Below are 20,034 nucleotides of genomic sequence, written 5' to 3'. Positions count from 1 at the left end.
TTTTGTTTCATCTGACGAAAAATCTGACAAAGTTTATGCTCGTAGAGTACATCTAACGTGCAATCTTTGTGCGGCATTGCCTATAAATTGCAGAAGCAAAGGAGAGATGCAGATGGAACATCTGTCACGCTGTCAGGAAATTGAACGGAGTATTATCAAACGTTTTCGCAAACCTATCTGGAATGCGTTTATCAAGGGTGTAAAGGCATATGAGCTGGTGAAGCCGGGGGATCGGATCGCTGTGTGTATTTCCGGCGGAAAGGACTCCATGCTCATGGCAAAATGTATGCAGCATCTGCATCGTTACAGCGATATTCCCTTTGAAATCGAATTCCTCTGCATGAATCCGGGCTATGCTGAGGAAAACTGGGAACTGATCCAGAAGAACGCAGAAACACTGCAAATTCCTCTGCATACCTTTGAGACGCGAATCTTTGAGGTGGTGGATAAGCAGATTCACCATCCCTGCTATCTCTGCGCCAGAATGCGCCGGGGACATCTCTACAATGCGGCACAGCAAATGGGCTGCAATAAGATCGCACTGGGGCATCACTTTGATGATGTCATTGAGACCATTCTCATGGGGATGCTCTACGGCTCTCAGACCCAGACCATGATGCCCAAGCTGCACAGCGCAAACTTTCCCGGCATGGAACTGATTCGCCCCATGTACTATATGCGGGAAGCGGATATTATCCGCTGGGCAGAGGTCAACGATCTGCACTTCATTCAGTGCGCCTGCAAAATGACAAAGGAACATCCCGAACAGGAGACCATGTCCAAGCGCAAGGAGACAAAGGCGCTGATCGCACAGCTGAAAAAGACCAATCCCGGTGTGGAAAAGAATATTTTCAACAGCGTGTGCAACGTGAATCTGCGCACCATCATTTCCTATCATGAGGGCGATGAGTATCATCATTTTCTGGACGATTACGATGCCAGAACAGCCGCCCTGCGTGCCGGGGAAAATACCCAGGAATAACAAAACCGCTCTCTGCAATGGGTTAGAGGGCGGTTTTTGCGTTGTGTGTTACGGAATTTGTCCGTTTCGTTCCAACTGTTTTTGGAAAATTTGTCCGTTCCATTTGCCTGCGACAGAAGGCTGTGCCGGGAGTGTCTCTTGTTCCGGCTCTGCTTCGGATGGAGGAGCTGAAGCAGAAATATCGTCCGACTGCAAAGCGCACTGTGCCGTTTCCATGGCATCATACTGCGCCACATGTGCAATATATACCACATCCCCGGTATCCACAGTGCCGTCATGATTGGCATCGCCGTTTTCGGTTTCAGGGGATGCCTTTTCCCGGAGCAGCAGCTCTGCATCCGATGCGGTAAGCTGTAAGTCGCCGTCCAAATCGCCGGGGACGGACTGAATGTGATAGGGGTGTACGGCGGTAATAAAATACCCCTTTTCCGTGGATTTTTCATCTCCCAGATAGTCGATGTACCAGGAGCCGGAATCCAGCAGATACAGCCGCTGGGTTTCCAGATCGACACGATCCACGAGTACGTAGTGATCGCTGCCTGAAGCAGTTGTCATTTGGAGAATATAGCTCCACTCCAGACCATCGCCCTTGGCGGCACAGACGGCATATGCCTGTTCCATGCGTTCTTCCATGCCGCCGGAGAGCCAGACAGTTTCACCCAGCGTGAGGTAGTCCGCATATGCCGCAGCCACACGCTGCATTTTGGGCATACCCGGCTCCAGAATGGTCTGAGCAAATGTGGTGTAATAGGTGTAGGAATCCGTCAGCGCATCCGCACCGGGTATCGGGAGATTATAGCGCACACTCATTTTCCCCAGGGCATAGTTCAGACAGCCGTCCTCGTCAATTGCCGGGGTATTGGTATCCGGCGTTTCAAACTGCATCCAGTCCTCGTATGCGGCAATGGCAGGCTGGGCTGCACTGCCGCCGGGGATAAATTCTTCTGCGTGAGCGGCATATTGCCACCCGGTGCACAGCAAAAGGGCTGATGTCAGCACGGAAAGCGTTTTCTTCCATATCTGCATGAAATTCCTCCTTTGGTCGTCCGCTGTGAAACACACATTTCTATATATATATGCAGCCTTACCAGTAAACAGAACCATCCTGCAAATGCGAATGATTGGTTTTATGATACCCGAAAAAACACATTTTGTCAATTCAAAATATATGGTAATAAAAATAGAAATAAAATTAGAAATAATACAGAAATATCTGCTATTTTTCATGCATAAAATGAACAGCGACGCCGTGCACTTTCCATAGATACGCCGGCATTTCCGGGCTTCCTGCCGGAAAATGTGAAAAAATTTTGGAATGTCTTTTCAAACGGGCAAAGATATGGTATAATAGAAACATTGTGATAGATGGTGCTGCACGATATGCTTGTGCGGCTTTTAAAGTGAGGAGAGGGATTATGACAGAAATAGAATGCATTGCGCTGAAGCGAAAGGCGTTTCAAAAATATTTTGATGGGCTGAACGATCGTCAGCAGCAGGCGGTTTTTTCTGTAAACGGACCGGTTCTGGTGCTTGCCGGTGCCGGAAGCGGCAAAACCACTGCGATCATCCATCGTATTGTCAATATGATCTATTTCGGAGACGGCTATGCCCAGGCAAAGGGCAATCTCTTTGAGGAGGACGCTGCGTGGCTGAAAGGGTATATCTCCGGGGAAGAGCCGGAAGATCTCCAGCGGCTCCGGGAGATTCTTGCAGTTGCACCCATCCGCCCGTGGAATATTCTGGCGATCACCTTCACCAACAAGGCAGCCGGAGAAATGCGTGCCCGTCTTGCGGCAACGCTGGGGGAGGAAGAAGCTGCGCAGATCCATGCATCCACATTCCACTCGGCATGTGTCCGGATCCTGCGCCGGAGTATTTCTCTTCTGGGCTATGACAGCGACTTTGCCATTTACGATACAGACGATGCCAGACGGCTCATGAAAGCCTGTATCGCAGACAGCGAGGTCTCTGAAAAACAGTTCCCGCCCCGCAGTGTCATCCAGGAGATCAGCATGGCAAAGGATGCCATGATCTCCCCGGCACAAATGCTGGAGGATGCCGCAGGGGACTACCGCCGGATGATGATCGCAAAGCTCTATGGGGCATATCAACGGCGGCTGCGGGAATCCAATGCCCTGGATTTTGACGATATCATTTACCTGACTGTGGAACTGTTCCGCCAGTTCCCGGAGGAACTGGAAAAGTATCAGGCACGCTACCGCTATGTCCTTGTGGACGAGTATCAGGATACCAACCACGCCCAGTATCAGCTGATCTCCCTGCTGACCCATGCTGAGGGCAATCTCTGCGTTGTGGGCGATGATGATCAGAGTATTTACCGTTTTCGTGGTGCCACTATCGAGAATATCCTTGGATTTGAACAGGAATTCCCCGACTGTCAGGTGATTCGTCTGGAACAGAATTATCGTTCCACCCAGACGATTCTGGATGCGGCAAACAGTATTATTGCCAACAATGAGGGCAGAAAGGAAAAGCACCTCTGGACGGAACTGGGTACTGGTGAAAAGATCACCTGGTATAAGGCAGCGGATGAATCGGACGAGGCGGCATATGTGGCGGATTCCATTCTGAAATATGTAGAAGAAGGCGGCGCATTTGGTGACAATGCCATCCTGTACCGTATGAATGCCCAGTCCAATATGCTGGAACGAATGCTGGTGCGCAGTGATATCCCATACCGGATCTATGGCGGCACCCGTTTCTATGATCGGAAAGAGATCCGGGATATTACAGCGTACATGAGTATTGTGGAAAATCCCAACGATATGGTTCGCTTTGAGCGAATCGTCAACGAGCCGAAGCGTGGTATTGGCGATGCCACCTTGTCCCTGATTATTGATATTACCCGTGACCTGCACTTGTCACCCCTGGAAGTCATGCGTACCGCTGACGAGTTTCCGGTGCTGTCCAAAAAGGCGGCAGCCTTGCAGAAATTTGCCGCTATGTGGGATGGACTCATTGCAGCGTCCCAGGAACTGCCCCTGGAGGAGTTTCTGGATGTACTTCTGGAGCAGACAGGCTATCGTGCCATGCTACAGGCAATGGGGGATGAGGGTGAGTTTCGTCTGGAAAATATCGAGGAATTGAAGTCGTCTATCCTGTCCTATCAGAACGAGACAGAGGAGCCGTCTCTGGGAGGATTCCTGGAGGAGATCTCCCTGTATACCGACGTGGACAAGTATGAGCCGGAACAGGATGTGGTAATACTCATGACCATTCACTCGGCAAAGGGACTGGAATTCAAAAATGTCTATCTGGTGGGCATGGAACAGGGCGTGTTCCCGGGGATGCGCAGTCTGGATTCCCAGAGCGATCTAGAGGAAGAACGCCGCCTTGCCTATGTGGCACTGACACGTGCAAAGGAAAAGCTGACCATCAGTACTGCCGCAAGCCGTATGCTGTTCGGTATGACCATGCGCAATCTGCCGTCCCAGTTCCTGACGGAAATTGATGCAGACCTGATTCAGCGCAAGAGCAGCTACACCATGAAAAAGCCCGAACAGGAAGAAAAATCCCAGGTGGATACAGTGCAGTCCATTTCACTCCAGAGACAGCTTGCCACCCGGAAGAGCAAAAAACCTGCCGCTGTCCCCAAGGACTTTCAGGTAGGCGATCGTGTGCACCATAATGTGTTCGGGGAAGGAACCGTGCTATCTGTTTCCAAGATGGGCAACGATGCTATGTTGGAAGTGGGTTTTGACCAGGTAGGTACCAAAAAGCTTATGGCGAATTATGCCAAGATTAAAAAGCTGTCGTAAATCAGCTTCTAAGGAGCGAGGAACTCCAGAGTCAGGAGGAATGTTTCTTGAAAAATGGTTATCATATCATAGATGCCCATGCCCATATTTTCCCGGATAAAATTGCGGAAAAAGCGACAGACGGCATTTCACACTTTTACGACCTGCCCATGCAGTATCATGGGAAAGTCTCGGAAATGCTGGAAAACGGCGCTGCTGCCGGAATCGACAGCTTTCTGGTCTGCTCTCCGGCGACAACAGTATCCCAGGTGCACTCCATCAATGCCTTTCTGGCATCCTGCGCGGCGGCATATCCCATGTGCACCGCCTTTGGTACACTCCATCCCCGGTCGGAGACCATGGAGGAGGATTTTGTACAGCTGCAAAAACTACAGCTCCACGGCATAAAGCTGCATCCGGATTTCCAGAACTTTCCCATTGATGATCCGGCAGCATATCCTATGTATGATATGATACAAAGCTCCGGATTGCCCATTCTGATGCACATGGGAGATTCCCGGTCGGATCTGTCCCATCCTTACCGGCTTGCTATGGTACTGCGGCAGTTCCCGAAGCTGCGTATCATTGCAGCCCATTTCGGCGGCTGGGGACGCTGGAAAGAGGCTCACGAGATCTTACAGCCCGATGAACGGCTCCGCTTCGATACCAGCAGCAGCCTGCCGTTCTTGCCGGCGGAAGAGATACAGAAGCTGATCGACCATTTCGGTGCGGAGAATTGCTTCTTCGGGGTAGATTATCCCATGTGGGACTACGGGGAGGAATTGGAGCGATTTTTCGCACTGGGATTGTCCGATGCGGAAAATCGTATGATCCTTTCGGATAATTTAACAAACTGGCTGAAAGAAGGGGCTTGACCCGGCTCCTGACTGTATTTTGAAAGAAATATGCTCTTTAGGGTTACGAATACAAAGAAAAAACAAAAAATCTTCCCATAAAAATAACTTTTCATTTTCGGATTTTTGTGGTATACTGATAAAGGCAAAGAAAATTTTTGAAAATGAGAAAAAGGATGCGTGAATATTATGAGAAAAACCAAGATCGTATGTACCATCGGCCCGGCAACAGATGACGATTCCATTATGCGTCAGGTCATGCTTGCCGGCATGAACGTGGCTCGTTTCAATTTCTCCCATGGTGACCATGAGACACACCAGCGCCGTTTTGAGCAGATCGTGCGTCTGCGTGACGAGTTGGGATTGCCCATTGCCACACTGATGGATACCAGAGGCCCGGAGATCCGTCTGGGACGCTTTGTGGATGACAAGTCCGTGACCATTGAGACAGGGGATACCTACACGCTGACCACAGACGATGTACTCTGCGATGACAAGGTGGGAAGCGTTTCCTTCAAGAATCTGCCCCGTGATGTGAAGCCGGGTGTGCATATTCTGGTCAACGATGGTGTCATTGAAATGGTCGTGGAAAAGGTCACTGCAACAACAGTAGTCTGCCATGTCATTCACGGCGGCGTGCTCTCCAATAACAAGGGTATCAACGTGCCGGGCGTACAGCTGTCCATGCCGTACCTCAGCGAGAGTGACAAAAATGACCTGGAATTTGCTGCAAAGATCGGATTCGATTTCATTGCCGCAAGTTTCGTCCGGACTTCTGCGGATATTGACTATCTGCGGAAATATACGCAGAGCCTGGGCTGGTTTGATGTGCGTATCATAGCCAAGATCGAAAATGTAGAAGGCGTGCGGAATATTGACGAGATCCTGGAGGCATCTGACGGTATCATGGTTGCCCGTGGTGACCTGGGCGTAGAGATTCCCTTTGAGCAGATTCCGTCGGTACAGAAGGAACTCATTCGCAAGGGTTATCAGGCAGGCAAGCAGGTGATCACTGCCACACAAATGCTGGAGTCCATGATTTCCAATCCCCGTCCCACACGTGCGGAGATCACCGACGTCGCCAATGCGATTTATGACGGTACCAGTGCCATTATGCTTTCCGGTGAAACTGCTGCCGGTGCATATCCGGTAGAGGTTGTCCGCACTATGGATCTGATCGCACGCACCACAGAGGATGACATTGACTACAAGGGAATGCACTCTGCAAGCCGTACCAAGAAAAATGACGATATTGCCAATGCCATTGCCCATGCGACAGTAACCACTGCCCATGATCTGGATGCCGCTGCCATTGTGACGGTGACCATGTCCGGCGTAACGGCACGGGAAATCTCAAAATATCGCCCGTCCTGTCCCATTATCAGCTGTACCGTCAGCGAGCGTGTCCGCCGTCAGATGAACCTGAGCTGGGGTGTATATCCGGTATTGGTAGACGAGGTATCCAATACAGATGCCCTGTTCGATGCATCTCTCCATGCAGCGATACAGTCCGATTTTGTCAACCGTGGGGATATTGTGGTGATCACTGCCGGCGCACCGGTAGGCGTTTCCAATACCACGAATATGATGAAGGTAGAACGTATCTGACAATTATGTTCCCAATGATAAAAAATGCGCACAGTGCAGATGATAAGCACTGTGCGCATTTTTGTTCTATGACAGATTCCCGGAAAAACCATTTAAACGTCTTCTTCCGGCGTTGCCGGTAAAATTTCCAGAACGATACAGGTAACGTTATCAGAACCGCCGTTTTGCAGTGCAGCCTGTACCAGCACTGCGGCTTCGTTGAAATAATTTTGGGAGAGCAGATCGAAGATCTCATCGTCACTGCACATATTCGTCAATCCATCGGTACAGAGCACAAATTTGCTGCCCACTTCCAGTGGGATTGGGGGTCTGCTGTCCGCATTTAACCCTGCTTTTTTGCGATCTGAGCCGATGAACAGCGTCAGGCGGTGCTGATCGGGACTTCGTTTTGCTTCTTCCTCTGTATAAATTGATGCATCCACTTTCTGGTTTGCAACGGTATGATCCCTTGTGAGCCGGGTCAGTCCGTCCTGTTTGAAACGGTAGATCCGGCTGTCGCCGAGATAATACAGCTTTACAGCATCGCCCAGAAAGTAGAGCATGGAAAAGGTCGTGCCGCCGCTGATACAGTGCTTTTCTGTGAGCATGGCACAGACTGCATTATTTGCTTCTGTGGTGTAAGAAGAGACAAGCTGATCCAGCATTCGTGTCCCGTCTGCATATTTCAGCTTTTTCTCATATTTCCGCAGAGTCTGTACTGCGATCTCAGATGCAACTTCGCCATACGCAGCGCCGCCCATTCCGTCAAAAACTGCAAAGCTCATACCGTCCGCATGGCGAATGGTATAGGTTGCAGAAAAGTCATTCCGGAAGATATCGTTCATGTACAAGCCTTCCAGATAAAAGTTGTCCTCGTGATTGCCCCGCACCTTTCCGATGTGCGTGGACACCGAGACACGCAGCTGATATTCTGTCACACCGGTGTGATAAAATGGTTCAGATGTTTCCCCAGGGTAATTTCCGCCATAGTAAAAGAATGGATTTTGATTTTGATCTGTATTTTTATGATTGAAAAACATCACAGAATCTCCTCATTCAGAAAATAGGCATGGAAAAATCGGAAGCCCTACCGAATTACATTCGGAGCACTCCCTCTTTATCTTATCATATTTTGCGGGAAAAGTAAACACCTTTGCGGAAATTTTCTGCCTGCGCCTGTCATTTTTTTCAGATGCCACAGTTTGAGAAGAAATTCTTGTGCAAAAGTTCCAAAAAAACCGGAAGGGATTTCCCATTCCGGTTTCACTGAAATGTTATATTTTAACAGTGACAGCAGCAGTTGAGCAGCACATTCAGGAGCAGATTGGCGGCACAACATCGGAGACAGCCGGAGTCGTCCCAGCCGCCGCTGCTCATGTAAGGCTGCTGCATCTGCTGGTAGGAGAAACCCGGAGATTCCAGCTGCTGCACAAGCCGCTGGTACTCGTAATTATTGGGTTCCATCTGAGCAGCAGTGCGGGCATACTGGACAGCGGTGGCATTGTTTCCGGCACCGGAGTGGGCAACTGCGGCGGTGTAGTACCAGTTGGCGTTCCGTTTTTTCATGCCTTCCAGCACACGGACTGCCTCTGAGAATCTGCCGTTGCGGATGAAGTTGACAGCCGCCTGCATGTGAATGCTGTTTTCATCTCCGGAGCCGGCGGCACTGCGGCTATGTCCCTGAAAACTGCTGTAGCTCCGGTTTGCACCGCTGTTCTGCCGTTCGTCCATGATGGTCTGGTATGCCTGCTGGATCTGCTTGAATTTTTCCTCATAGGCTTTTGCATCGGGCTTGCCCACATTGGCATCGGGGTGGTATTTCCGACTCAGTGCACGATACGCTTTTTTGACCTCCTGGTCAGTGGCATTGCGGGAAATTCCCAGTACTTCATATGGATCCATGATCGTTCTCCTGTCTTTCATATTCCTTTTTTCTTTGATAAAACTGCGTCCAGACGCCGGCGTATAGAATATTGCGCAGTATCTCGTCATACTTCAGAATGGGCAGCCGTTCGAACGCCGAAGCGCAGGATGCCATCATCATTTGCAGCAGCCGTTCGCAGGTCTGGTGGAATGCCGGGTCGGATGCGGAAAGACTGAGCAAGGGATTGTAGCACCCCTTTTTGCGGTCGTGTTCCAGATCGTCATAGGCATCCAGCAGATAAATAAACTTTCCGAGATAGAACCCCACATCCCGTAAGGTCTTTTCCCATATATCGTCCTTCCAGACAAACAGTTCTCCCAGCAGCGTCCCGAAGCATCCGGCGGGCAGTTCCGGATTTGTTTCTCCGGCTTTTTCCATGGCGTGGAGTGCATCCAGCTGTGCGGTGATCTGCTTTGCCTTTTCGGGGTATTTGTTCTGGGCAAGCCGGTAGCCGTGATGCAGGACACCGGCAGCTGCACGGCGAGAAAACTTCCGCTCGTCCATCCAGTCGTCCATGCACTTGTCATGAAACAGCAGGATGCTCATATCCGCTGCATAGGATGTCACTTCACTCCGGAAATGCATCTGCTTCCGAAAGGGATGCGCCATACAGCGGCACTGTTCCTTTTGTTCCTTCGGCTCGTATAATCCCGTCAGCAGCAGGATCAGAAAGGTCATGTCATAGCTCAGCGTCCAGCGTGCAGCTGTGCCGTATTGCCGGTGCAGGGCTTCGCACAGACCGCAGTAGCAGGCTTGGTAGACGTCATATTCCCGGAACCGCAGCTCCGGCTTGTAGGCACGTATATATCCGTACATAGCGGCAGTCAGCTCCGTTTGATGAAGGATGTGCGGCATTTCGGGCAGGTGATCTCGATCTTACCCCGTCCCTTGGGCACACGCACCTTCTGACCGCAGCTGGGGCAGGCAAAGACACGGTGGGTCTTGCTGTACTGTCCGGCAGATTTCTTTCCGCCGAAGAAGCGGCGGATGGGCTGTGTCAGCTCCAGGAACTTCTGGTTTTCTGCAGCACGCTTTGTGATATTTCTGGAAAAGATCCGGAAGTACGAATACACCAGAACTGCGATTGCCAGCAGATTCAGCAGACTGCTCTGGAGCAGCAGGGAAAGCAGCAGCAGAATGAGAAATGCTCCCAGCAGCCACTTGTTCAACGTATCGTTTCCGCCGTATCGTCCCTGCATCCACTGTGCCAGACGTTCTCTCCAATTTGACATAGCTTATCCATTCCTTTCCAGGTCTCAAACAAGAATGTGGGCAGCAGCTGCACAAGTAGATGCACGATGTGCAGCCAGAGATATTACCCAATAGTATACCACAAATTTCCCACGAAAAAAAGCGGTTTCTGCAAATTTTCATGCAATTTTCAGAAAAGCGCACCTTGAGGGCAGTGTTGCCTCAAGATTTTATTCTTGACGTGAACTCGGGTTTCATGATACAATAGAGTTGCAGTGTTACTGTGGATAACGCTTGGAAAGGAATGGGTTTGATATGGAATGTCTGGATATTTATGACGAGAATGGAAATCTCACCGGGAGGACGGCAGACCGCAGCACGTTTTTACCCCAGGGAGAGTACTTTCTATGTGCCCATGTGATACTGGAAAACACCGATGGTCTGTTTCTGATCCAGCAGCGGTCGGATACGAAGGCGACACGTCCGGGACAGTGGGATATCACTGCCGGTGCAGTGGACGCCGGAGAGACCAGCCTGGACGGCGCATTGCGTGAGGCAAAGGAAGAGGTGGGACTGTCAATTCCACGGGATGCCATGCAGTTTTTGTTCCGGGATCGCCGGCGCAGCTGCTACCATGATGTCTGGTATGTCCGGATGCCCTTTGCACTGACGGACTGCACCATGCAGGAATCGGAAGTCCAGGCGCTTCGTCTGGTGACGGCGGAAGAACTGGACGCTCTGGTACAGCAGATGCCCCATCGCTCCCACAACTATAAAGCCCTGCTGTCTGCATTTTTGAAAAAACACAAGATAGATGGTTGACCGCTTAGCTTTTCCACAAGAGAAATTTGTTTGTTCACACATTTTTTCGAAAAACGAAAAAAATATCCCGGTCAAGGTATTGTAAAGTGTAAAAAAAGGTGGTATAATAAGTAGAGCGTGTCGAAACGACCCGGCTGGATGTCCGGCATAGGGGCTGACATTCTTTACATAATTCAGCAGCCGACAGACAGGGGCGGCTGTGGGACAGAAAGGATCATTATGAAAAAAATATCCATTGTAGTACCTTGTTATAACGAACAGGAAGTACTGCCGCTATTTTATATAGAGATTCAAAAAGTAATGGCGCAGATACAGGAGGAACACCCGGATACCACATTTGAGCTGCTGTTCATCAACGACGGCTCCCGGGACGGCACTCTGGTGAAGCTCCGGGAACTTGCCCGGCAGGATGCACGTGTGCGGTACATTTCCTTTTCCCGTAACTTCGGAAAAGAGGCAGGCATGTACGCCGGACTGGAAAATGCCACCGGTGATTATGTGGTCATTATGGATGCCGACTTGCAGCATCCGCCGGCATTTCTGCCAAAAATGTATAATTATGTCCTCACTGGGGAATATGACTGTGCCACCACACGGCGTGTCAGCCGGAAGGGTGAGCCGAAGCTTCTGTCCTGGTTCTCCCGGAAGTTCTATAAAATCATGAACAGGATCTCCCAGACGGAGATCGTGGACGGCGCACAGGATTTCCGCTTTATGACACGGCAGATGGTGGATTCCATTTTGTCCATGAAGGAATATAATCGGTTTTCCAAGGGCATTTTCAGCTGGGTGGGATTCCGCACCAAATATATCGAATATGAGAATGTGGAACGTGCTGCCGGCACCAGCACCTGGTCTTTTTGGAAGCTGTTCCGTTATGCGCTGGAGGGCTTTTTTGCCTTTTCCACAGCACCGCTGACGATTTCGTCCATCCTGGGCGTGGTCAGCTGTCTGGTGGCATTTGTCATGATCATCGTCATTGTCATCAAGAAGCTGGCGTTCGGCGATCCGGTCCAGGGCTTTGCTACGCTGATCTGTGCGATTTTCCTCATGGGCGGTCTGCAATTGTTCTGCACAGGAATTTCCGGACAGTATCTGGCAAAAACATATCTGGAGACAAAGCGGCGCCCCATTTATCTGGTGCATGAGACAGAAAAAGATGTCAGAGAAGAAACGGAATCCGAGTAATGAGGATGGGAGACTGATCCATGAATAAGCACGCCAAACTGGTAGTGGGATTGTTGGTGTTTGTGCTGATAGTCCTGGTGATTGCGACGATCAGCTTTTCCGTGGATATTTCGAAAAATTCCGAGACATCCCAGAGCAGCAGTTCCGATGCGGCTGTCAATCCCAACGGCAACGAGATCATACAGGATGACAATCATCTCTACGGCGTTGCAGATGCCGCAGGGAATACCCTCATTGAGCCGGAATGGGAACAGCTGCACTTTATCGGCACGGAATACCTAGCTGCTGCAAAGGAAACGGCAGACGGCAGACGGATCGGCGTCCTGGATCTGGACGGCAATGTGGTTGCACCCTTTACCTACACAGATGTGCATGCCCTGACCCCGTCCTATTATCTGGCATCCTTTGCCAACTCCGAACAGGTGGTGCTGTATGACAGCGAGTTCCGTCCGGTGGACGCTGCGGTCTGGGACGGTTATTCCTGGGAGAGCCAGCTGCTGACCCTGAAAAAAGGCGAGGATGCATTTCTATATACATCGGAGGATGATGCGCTGACCCTGACTCGTGCGGATATGGCACGGACATCGGAGAATGTTTCCTTTACGGTCAGCTGGAATGCGGTGAATGCCGCGTTGCTCTCTCCGGCACAGTGGTCGGAAACGGCAGATCAGATGCTGCTTCTGCTGCAAATGCTGAAATCCCAGGAATTTGCAGATGTCAGCCAGGTCACAGACCAGGAGCATGAAAATAACGTCCTTTCCGTGATCTCACTGGGAGGACACAAAGTCACACGGATGGAGGATACCGTCTATCTCAGCGCAGGTGTCGGTGACGACGGCAAGCCTGTTCTGACATGGCAGTGCCGTGTCAACATCTGGGGGCAGGAGGAAGGACTTAAGGAACAGATCCTTTCCGTGACCATGAAGCAAAACAAACAGGAAGTATGGGTGATAACAGAAATGCAGATCGCATAAGCCGGCTGGATTTCTGTTTACATAAAGTTATCCCGGGAACCATATCAGTGTTCCGGGGTGACGATAACGAATCACGTGAGCGTGTGCTCTGAATCAGGAGGAATACGTATGTCAAAAAAAGTAGCGGTAATTATGGGCAGCGACAGCGATCTGCCGGTAGTAAAAGGTGCGCTGGATGAGCTGGACAAGTTCGGCATCCCCTATGAGGTGCATGTCATGTCCGCCCATCGCACCCCGGCACTTGCAGCTGAATTTGCCGGGAATGCAAAGAAAAACGGATTCGGCGTCATTTTGTCTGCCGCAGGAAAGGCAGCCCATCTGGGCGGCGTGCTGGCGGCACATACGACCCTTCCGGTAATCGGTATTCCGGTGAAATCGTCCACTCTGGACGGTCTGGATGCACTGCTTGCAACCGTACAGATGCCCAAGGGCATTCCGGTGGCAACAGTTGCCATTGACGGCGCTGCCAATGCAGCGATTCTGGCGGCACAGATGCTTGCGCTCTCAGACCCGGCAATTGACGCAAAGCTGGAGCAGATGAAAATTGACATGGAAAACGGTGTCAAGGAAAAGGATGCAAAGATCTCGGCGGAATACAGTAACTGCTGAGGCATAAATCAATAGATTCACGGAGGAAAAGAAAATGGCAGATTGGAAAAAAACAGAACAGCTCTATGAGGGCAAGGCAAAGAAAGTCTATGCAACGGAGAACCCGGAGGTCGTTATCGTAGACTATAAAGACGATGCAACTGCATTCAACGGCGAGAAGAAGGGTACTATCGTTGGCAAAGGCGTGATCAACAACCGTATGTCCAACTACATTATGAAGGAGCTGGAAAAGGAAGGTGTTCCCACCCATCTGGTTGAGGAACTGAGCGATCGTGAAACTGCTGTCAAGCGTGTTTCCATCGTACCCCTGGAAGTTATCGTCCGCAACGTGGCTGCCGGCAGCTTTTCCAAGCGTATGGGCGTAGAAGAAGGCAAGCAGCTGCTCTGTCCCATTGTGGAATTCAGCTACAAGTGCGACGAGCTGAACGACCCCTTCATCAATGATGACTACGCTCTGGCACTGGGTCTGGCAACACAGGAAGAGATCGACACCATCAAGAATTACACCCGTAAGGTGAACGAAGTGCTCAAGGCATTCTTCCTGGGCATTGGCATCCGCCTCATCGACTTCAAGATCGAGTTCGGCCGCCGGGCTGATGGAACCATCATTCTGGCAGACGAGATCTCGCCGGATACCTGCCGTCTGTGGGATGTCAAGACCAACGAAAAGCTGGATAAGGATCGTTTCCGCAGAGATCTGGGCGGTACAGAAGAAGCATATCAGGAAGTTATGAAGCGTATTTTTGGAGCATAATCTATGGGTGGTTTTTTTGGTGCAGTTTCAGCAAATGACTGCATTTCTGACGTGTTTTTTGGGACGGATTATCATTCGCATCTTGGTACAAGACGTGGCGGTATGACATCCTATTCTGCGGAGCTTGGCTTTCAGAGAAATATCCACAGTATTGAGAATTCCCCTTTCCGGACAAAGTTCGAAAAGGATGTGGAAAAAATGCGGGGCACTATCTGTATCGGCTGTATCAGCGACACGGATCCCCAGCCCATTATGGTACGCTCTCAGCTGGGGCTTTATGCGATCTGCTCTATCGGCGTCATCAAAAACGTCCAGGAGCTGTCCGAGGAGCTTCTGAAGCAGGGCTGTGCTAACTTTGAGACCATGAGCAGCGGCAGCATCAATTCTGGCGGTCTGATCGCCGCATTGATCGCCCAGAAGTCCTCTTTCGTAGAGGGCATCCGCTATGCACAGGAAAAGATCCAGGGGACAATGTCCCTGGTGATCATGACTGAAGATTCCATCATCTGTGCACGGGATAAAATGGGACGGCTTCCGATCCTCATCGGAAAGCGTTCCGATGGCTACTGCTTTTCTTTTGAATCCTTTGCCTATCAGAAGCTGGGGTATGAGACCTGTCACGAGCTGAAGGCAGGGGAGATCCTCAGACTGACAAAGGACGGCTATGAGATCATGAGCGAGGGCACAGACGACATGAAAATCTGTACCTTCCTGTGGACATACTATGGGTATCCCACTGCCTGCTATGAGGGCGTGAACGTGGAAGTTATGCGCACCCGGAACGGCGAAATTATGGCAGAAACGGATATGCAAAACGGAAAACTGCCCGATGTGGACTATGTCTGCGGCATTCCTGATTCCGGCATTCCCCATGCCATTGGTTATGCCAACAAGAGCGGCATTCCCTTTGCGAGACCCTTTATCAAGTATACCCCCACATGGCCCAGAAGCTTTATGCCTGCCAATCAGTCCATGCGGAATAAAGTGGCAAAAATGAAGCTGATCCCAGTCCCGGAGCTGATCCGGGGAAAGAAGCTTCTGTTTGTAGATGACAGCATTGTTAGAGGCACACAAATGCGGGAAACCGTAGAGTTTCTCTATGAAAACGGCGCAAAGGAAGTTCATATGCGATCTGCCTGCCCGCCGATTATGTACGGCTGTAAGTATCTCAATTTTTCAAGAAGCACTTCTGAACTTGAATTGATCGCAAGGCAGATCATCGATGAAAATGAGGGCGTTGCCGGCTTGCAGTATATTGACGAGTACAGCAATTCTAATACAGAAAGAGGCAAACTGCTCCGGGATGAGATCTGCCGGCGCTTAAAACTGACTTCCCTGGAATTCCAGTCACTGGAAGGGACAATTCGGGCAGTCGGAAAGCTCGAATGTCAGCTGTGTTCTTATTGCTGGAACGGAAGGGAATGATTGAATTGATGACAGGACTGCATGAGGAATGCGGTGTTTTCGGCATATATTCTCCGCAGATCACGGATGTGGCAGCGATGACATATGCTGCGCTTTATGCGCTTCAGCACCGTGGACAGGAAAGCTGCGGCATTGTGGTAAATGATCGGGGTGTTTTCTCCCATCATAAGGATCTGGGACTTGTCCCGGAGGTGTTCAATCAAAGTCAGATGGAAAAGCTCGGACAAGGGAATATTTCCATCGGGCATGTGCGTTATTCCACCACCGGAAAGCCCAGCCGCTCCAATGCCCAGCCTATCGTAGTACGCCATGTGAAGGGACCCATGTCCATTGCACATAATGGAAATCTGGTCAATGCACATGCCCTGCGGAAAAAGTATGAGCTGCAGGGTGCAATTTTTCACACCACCAATGATACAGAAGTCATTTCTTATGCAGTGACAGAACAGCGGCTGAAACGGTCATCCATTGAAGAAGCTGTGGAATATGCCATGTACGATCTGAAAGGCGCATATTCTCTGGTGGTCATGTCGCCCCAGAAACTGATCGCTGCACGTGACCCCAATGGTTTCCGTCCCCTTTGCATGGGACACTGCAAGGACGGCAGCGTTGTGTTTGCATCGGAAAGCTGTGCGCTGGACAGCGTGGATGCGGCGTTTGACCGTGATCTGGAGCCGGGAGAAATCGTTGTTGTGGACGGCGAAAATATCCGTTCCATCCGCACCCATTGCGGTCAGAAACCCTCTCTCTGCGTATTTGAATATGTCTATTTCGCACGGCCGGATTCCGTGGTGGAGGGATGCTGTGTCCATGATGCCCGGATTCGTGCAGGAAAAATTCTCTGGAAAGAGCATCCCGTAGAGGCAGATGTGGTGATCGGCGTGCCGGACAGCGGTCTGGATGCTGCACTGGGTCTGTCCCAGGCATCGGGTATTCCATATGAAGTGGGATTTGTGAAGAATCGCTATGTGGGACGCACATTCATCCAGCCCTCTCAGAAAATGCGGACGAATTCTGTCCGGATCAAGCTGAACGTGGTGAAAAGCGTCGTTGCCGGAAAGCGTGTCATCCTGGTGGACGACAGCATCGTGCGTGGTACGACCTGTAAACGTATCGTGAATCTGCTGCGGGAGGCTGGCGCAAAGGAAGTGCATATGCGTATTTCCTGCCCGCCCTTTACGAATCCCTGCTATTTCGGCACGGATATCGACAGCAAGGATAATCTGATCGCCTGTCAGATGACAATTCCCGAAATTTGCGAGCACATCGGCGCAGATACCCTGGGCTATCTGAGCATTCAGGGTGTGCAGTCTCTGACCTCGCCGGATATGACCCCCCAGCCGGGCTTCTGTACGGCATGCTTTACCGGGGAGTATCCCATCGAGGTGCCCAAGGAAATGCCCAAGGATAAATTTGAAAAGAAGATCGGCGAATAACAACTGGACATGTCTGGATACTCCGAATCGTCAGTCAGATGCGCAGCAGATGACGGGTGAGCGGAGGCTCAGAGGTGACCAACTGAAACACGGAGGTATAACATAAATGGAAAGCTATTCGGAAAGCTATAAAAAGGCAGGCGTAGATGTCACTGCCGGTTACAAGGCAGTCGCATTGATGAAGTCTCACATTGCCAGAACCATGACAGAAAATGTTCTGACAGATATCGGCGGCTTCGGCGGTCTGTATGCACTGGATGTGGCAGGAATGCAGCAGCCGGTACTGGTTTCCGGTACAGACGGCGTGGGGACTAAGCTGAAAATCGCCTTTCTCATGGACAAACACAACACCATCGGTATCGACTGCGTGGCAATGTGCGTGAACGATATCATCTGCTGCGGCGCAAAGCCCCAGTTCTTCCTGGACTATATTGCTCTTGGCAAAAATATTCCGGAAAAGGTTGCGGATATCGTATCCGGCGTGGCTGAGGGCTGTGTACAGGCAGGTTGCGCCCTGGTGGGCGGCGAGACCGCAGAAATGCCCGGCTTCTATCCTGAGGATGAATATGACGTTGCTGGCTTCGCAGTGGGCGTAGTAGACCGCAGCAAGATCCTGAATTCGGATACCCAGAAGGCAGGGGATGTGCTCATCGCACTGCAGTCCAGCGGCGTACACTCCAACGGCTACTCCCTGATTCGTAATGTATTCACAGTAAACAGCCAGAATCTGGCACGGTATTTCCCGGATCTGGGAACGACTCTGGGCGAATGCCTGCTGACTCCCACAAAGATCTATGTGAATGCCATCCAGGCACTGTTGCAGGAAGTGCCGGTGAAGTCCATTGCCCACATTACCGGCGGCGGCTTCTATGAGAATATTCCCCGTGCCCTGAAAAAAGGTCTGTCTGCAAAGATCAGCCGCAGCAATGTGCAGGTACTTCCGATCTTCGATCTCATCGCAAAGACCGGCAAGATTCCGGAGCACGACATGTTCAACACCTTCAATATGGGCGTAGGCATGATGGTCTGCGTTGCCGCTGAGGACGCTGACCGTGCAGTACGGATCCTGAACGAAGCAGGGGAGAATGCCTATGTACTGGGTGAACTGGTGGAATCCGACGAAGGCGTGATCCTGAAATAAGGAGAGAGGCGTAGCGGATATGAAAAATATAGTTGTGCTGGTTTCCGGCGGCGGAACCAATCTCCAAGCACTGATCGATGCCCAGAAGCAGGGCATGATTCCCAACGGACGTATTACCTGTGTCATTTCTTCCAATCCCGATGCCTATGCATTGGTGCGGGCAAAGGAAAACGGAATCGGTACCCGGGTGATCGTGCCAAGGGAGTTCCCGTCCAGGGAAATCTATACCAAGGCACTTCTGGAAGCACTCTTCCAGGAATATGCAGATCTTATTGTCCTCGCCGGATTCATGACCATTCTGGACGAGGCTGTGATCCACGCCTATCGGAATCAGATCATCAACGTGCACCCGTCCCTCATTCCGTCGTTCTGCGGCCCCGGCTATTATGGACTCCGGGTACATGAGGCAGCGCTGGAACGGGGCGTGAAATATACAGGTGCTACGGTACATTTTGTCAACGAAGTTGCCGACGACGGTCCCATTATTCTGCAGAAGCCCGTTGCTGTGCAGCCCGGTGATACGCCGGAAACGCTGCAAAAGCGTGTCATGCAGGAAGCAGAGTGGGTGATCCTGCCCCAGGCGGTGAGCCTGTTCTGCGATGGCAGACTGGAAGTCAAAGGAAAAACAGTATGGATCAAAGGTTGATCCTGGAAATATAAGCAGGAGGAGAACTATGAAAATGGCATCATTGCAGCAGGAATTGCAGCAGAATTCCTATCCGGGCAGAGGTATTGTCCTGGGACGTTCCGAGGACGGGAATTTTGCAGTTTCTGCATACTTTATTATGGGAAGAAGCGAAAACAGCCGGAATCGTGTCTTTGTTGAGGACGGCGCAGGTATCCGCACCCAGGCGTTTGACCCGTCCAAGATGGTGGATCCCAGCCTGATCATCTATGCACCGGTGCGTGTTCTGGGAGATTATACCATCGTCACGAACGGCGACCAGACAGATACGGTCTATGATCTCATGCAGGCAGGCAAGACCTTTGAGGAATCCCTGCGTACCCGGGAATTCGAGCCGGATGCTCCCAATTATACCCCTCGCATCTCCGGTCTCATTGACCAGACCAACAACGGATTTTCCTATGCCCTTTCCATTCTGAAGAGTGCAGATGGTGATCCTTCCTCCTGTCAGAGATATACATTTGCCTATGGCAATCCCCTTGCAGGCGTGGGACACTTTATCCACACCTACGAGGGCGACGGCAATCCGCTGCCCAGCTTTTCCGGCGAACCCCAGAAGGTTGCTATTTCCGGAGATATTGACACATTCACAGAGATGCTCTGGAACAGCCTGAACCCGGAGAACAAGGTCTCCCTGTTCGTTCGCTACATTGACCTGAAAACCAAGCAGACGGAAACAAGAATCGTGAACAAGAACCAATAAG

General features: G+C 50.9%; 19 protein-coding genes. 14 read left to right on the top strand and 5 right to left on the bottom strand.

The window, feature by feature from the left end; translation table 11 throughout:
• Positions 1-112 precede the first annotated feature (112 nt).
• Positions 113-982: an ATP-binding protein gene (locus Q0418_RS00915; RefSeq protein ID WP_298481663.1), complete on the top strand. Its 870-nt coding sequence runs from the start codon at positions 113-115 to the stop codon at positions 980-982.
• Between the two features lie 48 nt (positions 983-1,030).
• Here Q0418_RS00915 and Q0418_RS00910 read toward each other — a convergent pair whose 3' ends face one another.
• The gene (locus Q0418_RS00910; protein WP_298481662.1) at positions 1,031-2,008 is read right to left on the bottom strand and encodes a hypothetical protein; all 978 of its coding nucleotides are present in this window, start codon (positions 2,006-2,008) and stop codon (positions 1,031-1,033) included.
• Between the two features lie 389 nt (positions 2,009-2,397).
• On the opposite strand from Q0418_RS00910, the gene Q0418_RS00905 reads away from it, so the two are divergent.
• The 3 genes from Q0418_RS00905 (at position 2,398) to pyk (ending at position 7,202) form a co-directional block, all read left to right on the top strand.
• On the top strand, positions 2,398-4,761 hold the full coding sequence (locus tag Q0418_RS00905) for an ATP-dependent helicase (protein ID WP_298481661.1): 2,364 nt from the start codon (positions 2,398-2,400) through the stop codon (positions 4,759-4,761).
• Between the two features lie 47 nt (positions 4,762-4,808).
• Complete coding sequence (locus Q0418_RS00900) at positions 4,809-5,615, top strand: amidohydrolase family protein (RefSeq protein WP_298481660.1); 807 nt, start codon at positions 4,809-4,811, stop codon at positions 5,613-5,615.
• A gap of 168 nt (positions 5,616-5,783) precedes the next feature.
• Positions 5,784-7,202, top strand: coding sequence for a pyruvate kinase (gene pyk / locus Q0418_RS00895; RefSeq protein WP_298481659.1), 1,419 nt, complete (start codon positions 5,784-5,786; stop codon positions 7,200-7,202).
• A gap of 92 nt (positions 7,203-7,294) precedes the next feature.
• Here the strand turns inward: pyk and Q0418_RS00890 are convergent, their stop codons facing one another.
• The 4 genes from Q0418_RS00890 to Q0418_RS00875 form a co-directional block, all read right to left on the bottom strand.
• Positions 7,295-8,221 (bottom strand): PP2C family serine/threonine-protein phosphatase, encoded by a 927-nt coding sequence (locus tag Q0418_RS00890; RefSeq protein WP_298481658.1) that lies wholly within the window; start codon positions 8,219-8,221, stop codon positions 7,295-7,297.
• A 241-nt stretch (positions 8,222-8,462) separates the two neighbouring features.
• Complete coding sequence (locus tag Q0418_RS00885) at positions 8,463-9,083, bottom strand: J domain-containing protein (RefSeq protein ID WP_298481657.1); 621 nt, start codon at positions 9,081-9,083, stop codon at positions 8,463-8,465.
• Positions 9,070-9,921 (bottom strand): DUF5685 family protein, encoded by an 852-nt coding sequence (locus Q0418_RS00880; protein WP_298481656.1) that lies wholly within the window; start codon positions 9,919-9,921, stop codon positions 9,070-9,072. The genes Q0418_RS00885 and Q0418_RS00880 overlap by 14 nt, the downstream gene beginning before the upstream one ends.
• 8 nt (positions 9,922-9,929) lie before the next feature.
• A complete protein-coding gene (locus Q0418_RS00875) occupies positions 9,930-10,337 on the bottom strand; it encodes a hypothetical protein (RefSeq protein ID WP_298481655.1) in 408 nt (135 codons plus the stop codon).
• 274 nt (positions 10,338-10,611) lie between these two features.
• On the opposite strand from Q0418_RS00875, the gene Q0418_RS00870 reads away from it, so the two are divergent.
• The 10 genes from Q0418_RS00870 (at position 10,612) to Q0418_RS00825 (ending at position 20,033) form a co-directional block, all read left to right on the top strand.
• Complete coding sequence (locus Q0418_RS00870) at positions 10,612-11,118, top strand: NUDIX domain-containing protein (RefSeq protein WP_298481654.1); 507 nt, start codon at positions 10,612-10,614, stop codon at positions 11,116-11,118.
• A gap of 219 nt (positions 11,119-11,337) precedes the next feature.
• A complete protein-coding gene (locus Q0418_RS00865) occupies positions 11,338-12,306 on the top strand; it encodes a glycosyltransferase family 2 protein (protein WP_298481653.1) in 969 nt (322 codons plus the stop codon).
• A gap of 20 nt (positions 12,307-12,326) precedes the next feature.
• The gene (locus Q0418_RS00860; RefSeq protein ID WP_298481652.1) at positions 12,327-13,280 is read left to right on the top strand and encodes a WG repeat-containing protein; all 954 of its coding nucleotides are present in this window, start codon (positions 12,327-12,329) and stop codon (positions 13,278-13,280) included.
• Positions 13,281-13,388: 108 nt separating this feature from the next.
• A complete protein-coding gene (gene purE / locus Q0418_RS00855; protein WP_298481651.1) occupies positions 13,389-13,889 on the top strand; it encodes a 5-(carboxyamino)imidazole ribonucleotide mutase in 501 nt (166 codons plus the stop codon).
• A 34-nt stretch (positions 13,890-13,923) separates the two neighbouring features.
• The gene (gene purC, locus Q0418_RS00850) at positions 13,924-14,643 is read left to right on the top strand and encodes a phosphoribosylaminoimidazolesuccinocarboxamide synthase (protein ID WP_298481650.1); all 720 of its coding nucleotides are present in this window, start codon (positions 13,924-13,926) and stop codon (positions 14,641-14,643) included.
• A gap of 3 nt (positions 14,644-14,646) precedes the next feature.
• A complete protein-coding gene (locus Q0418_RS00845; RefSeq protein WP_298481649.1) occupies positions 14,647-16,068 on the top strand; it encodes an amidophosphoribosyltransferase in 1,422 nt (473 codons plus the stop codon).
• Positions 16,065-17,504, top strand: a complete 1,440-nt coding sequence (gene purF / locus Q0418_RS00840; RefSeq protein ID WP_298481648.1) for an amidophosphoribosyltransferase — start codon at positions 16,065-16,067, stop codon at positions 17,502-17,504. Before Q0418_RS00845 ends, purF begins: the two co-directional genes overlap by 4 nt.
• 106 nt (positions 17,505-17,610) lie before the next feature.
• The gene (purM, locus tag Q0418_RS00835) at positions 17,611-18,645 is read left to right on the top strand and encodes a phosphoribosylformylglycinamidine cyclo-ligase (protein WP_298481647.1); all 1,035 of its coding nucleotides are present in this window, start codon (positions 17,611-17,613) and stop codon (positions 18,643-18,645) included.
• Positions 18,646-18,664: 19 nt separating this feature from the next.
• The gene (purN, locus tag Q0418_RS00830) at positions 18,665-19,291 is read left to right on the top strand and encodes a phosphoribosylglycinamide formyltransferase (RefSeq protein ID WP_298481646.1); all 627 of its coding nucleotides are present in this window, start codon (positions 18,665-18,667) and stop codon (positions 19,289-19,291) included.
• Positions 19,292-19,319: 28 nt separating this feature from the next.
• Positions 19,320-20,033 (top strand): IMP cyclohydrolase, encoded by a 714-nt coding sequence (locus tag Q0418_RS00825; protein WP_298481645.1) that lies wholly within the window; start codon positions 19,320-19,322, stop codon positions 20,031-20,033.
• Position 20,034: the final 1 nt, after the last annotated feature.

Origin of the sequence: uncultured Ruminococcus sp., assembly GCF_937915125.1 — a bacterium.
In the GTDB taxonomy this organism is placed as follows: domain Bacteria; phylum Bacillota; class Clostridia; order Oscillospirales; family Ruminococcaceae; genus Ruminococcus_C.
Note: the sequence above shows the minus strand (reverse complement) of the source record. Positions and strands in the feature narration are given on the sequence as shown.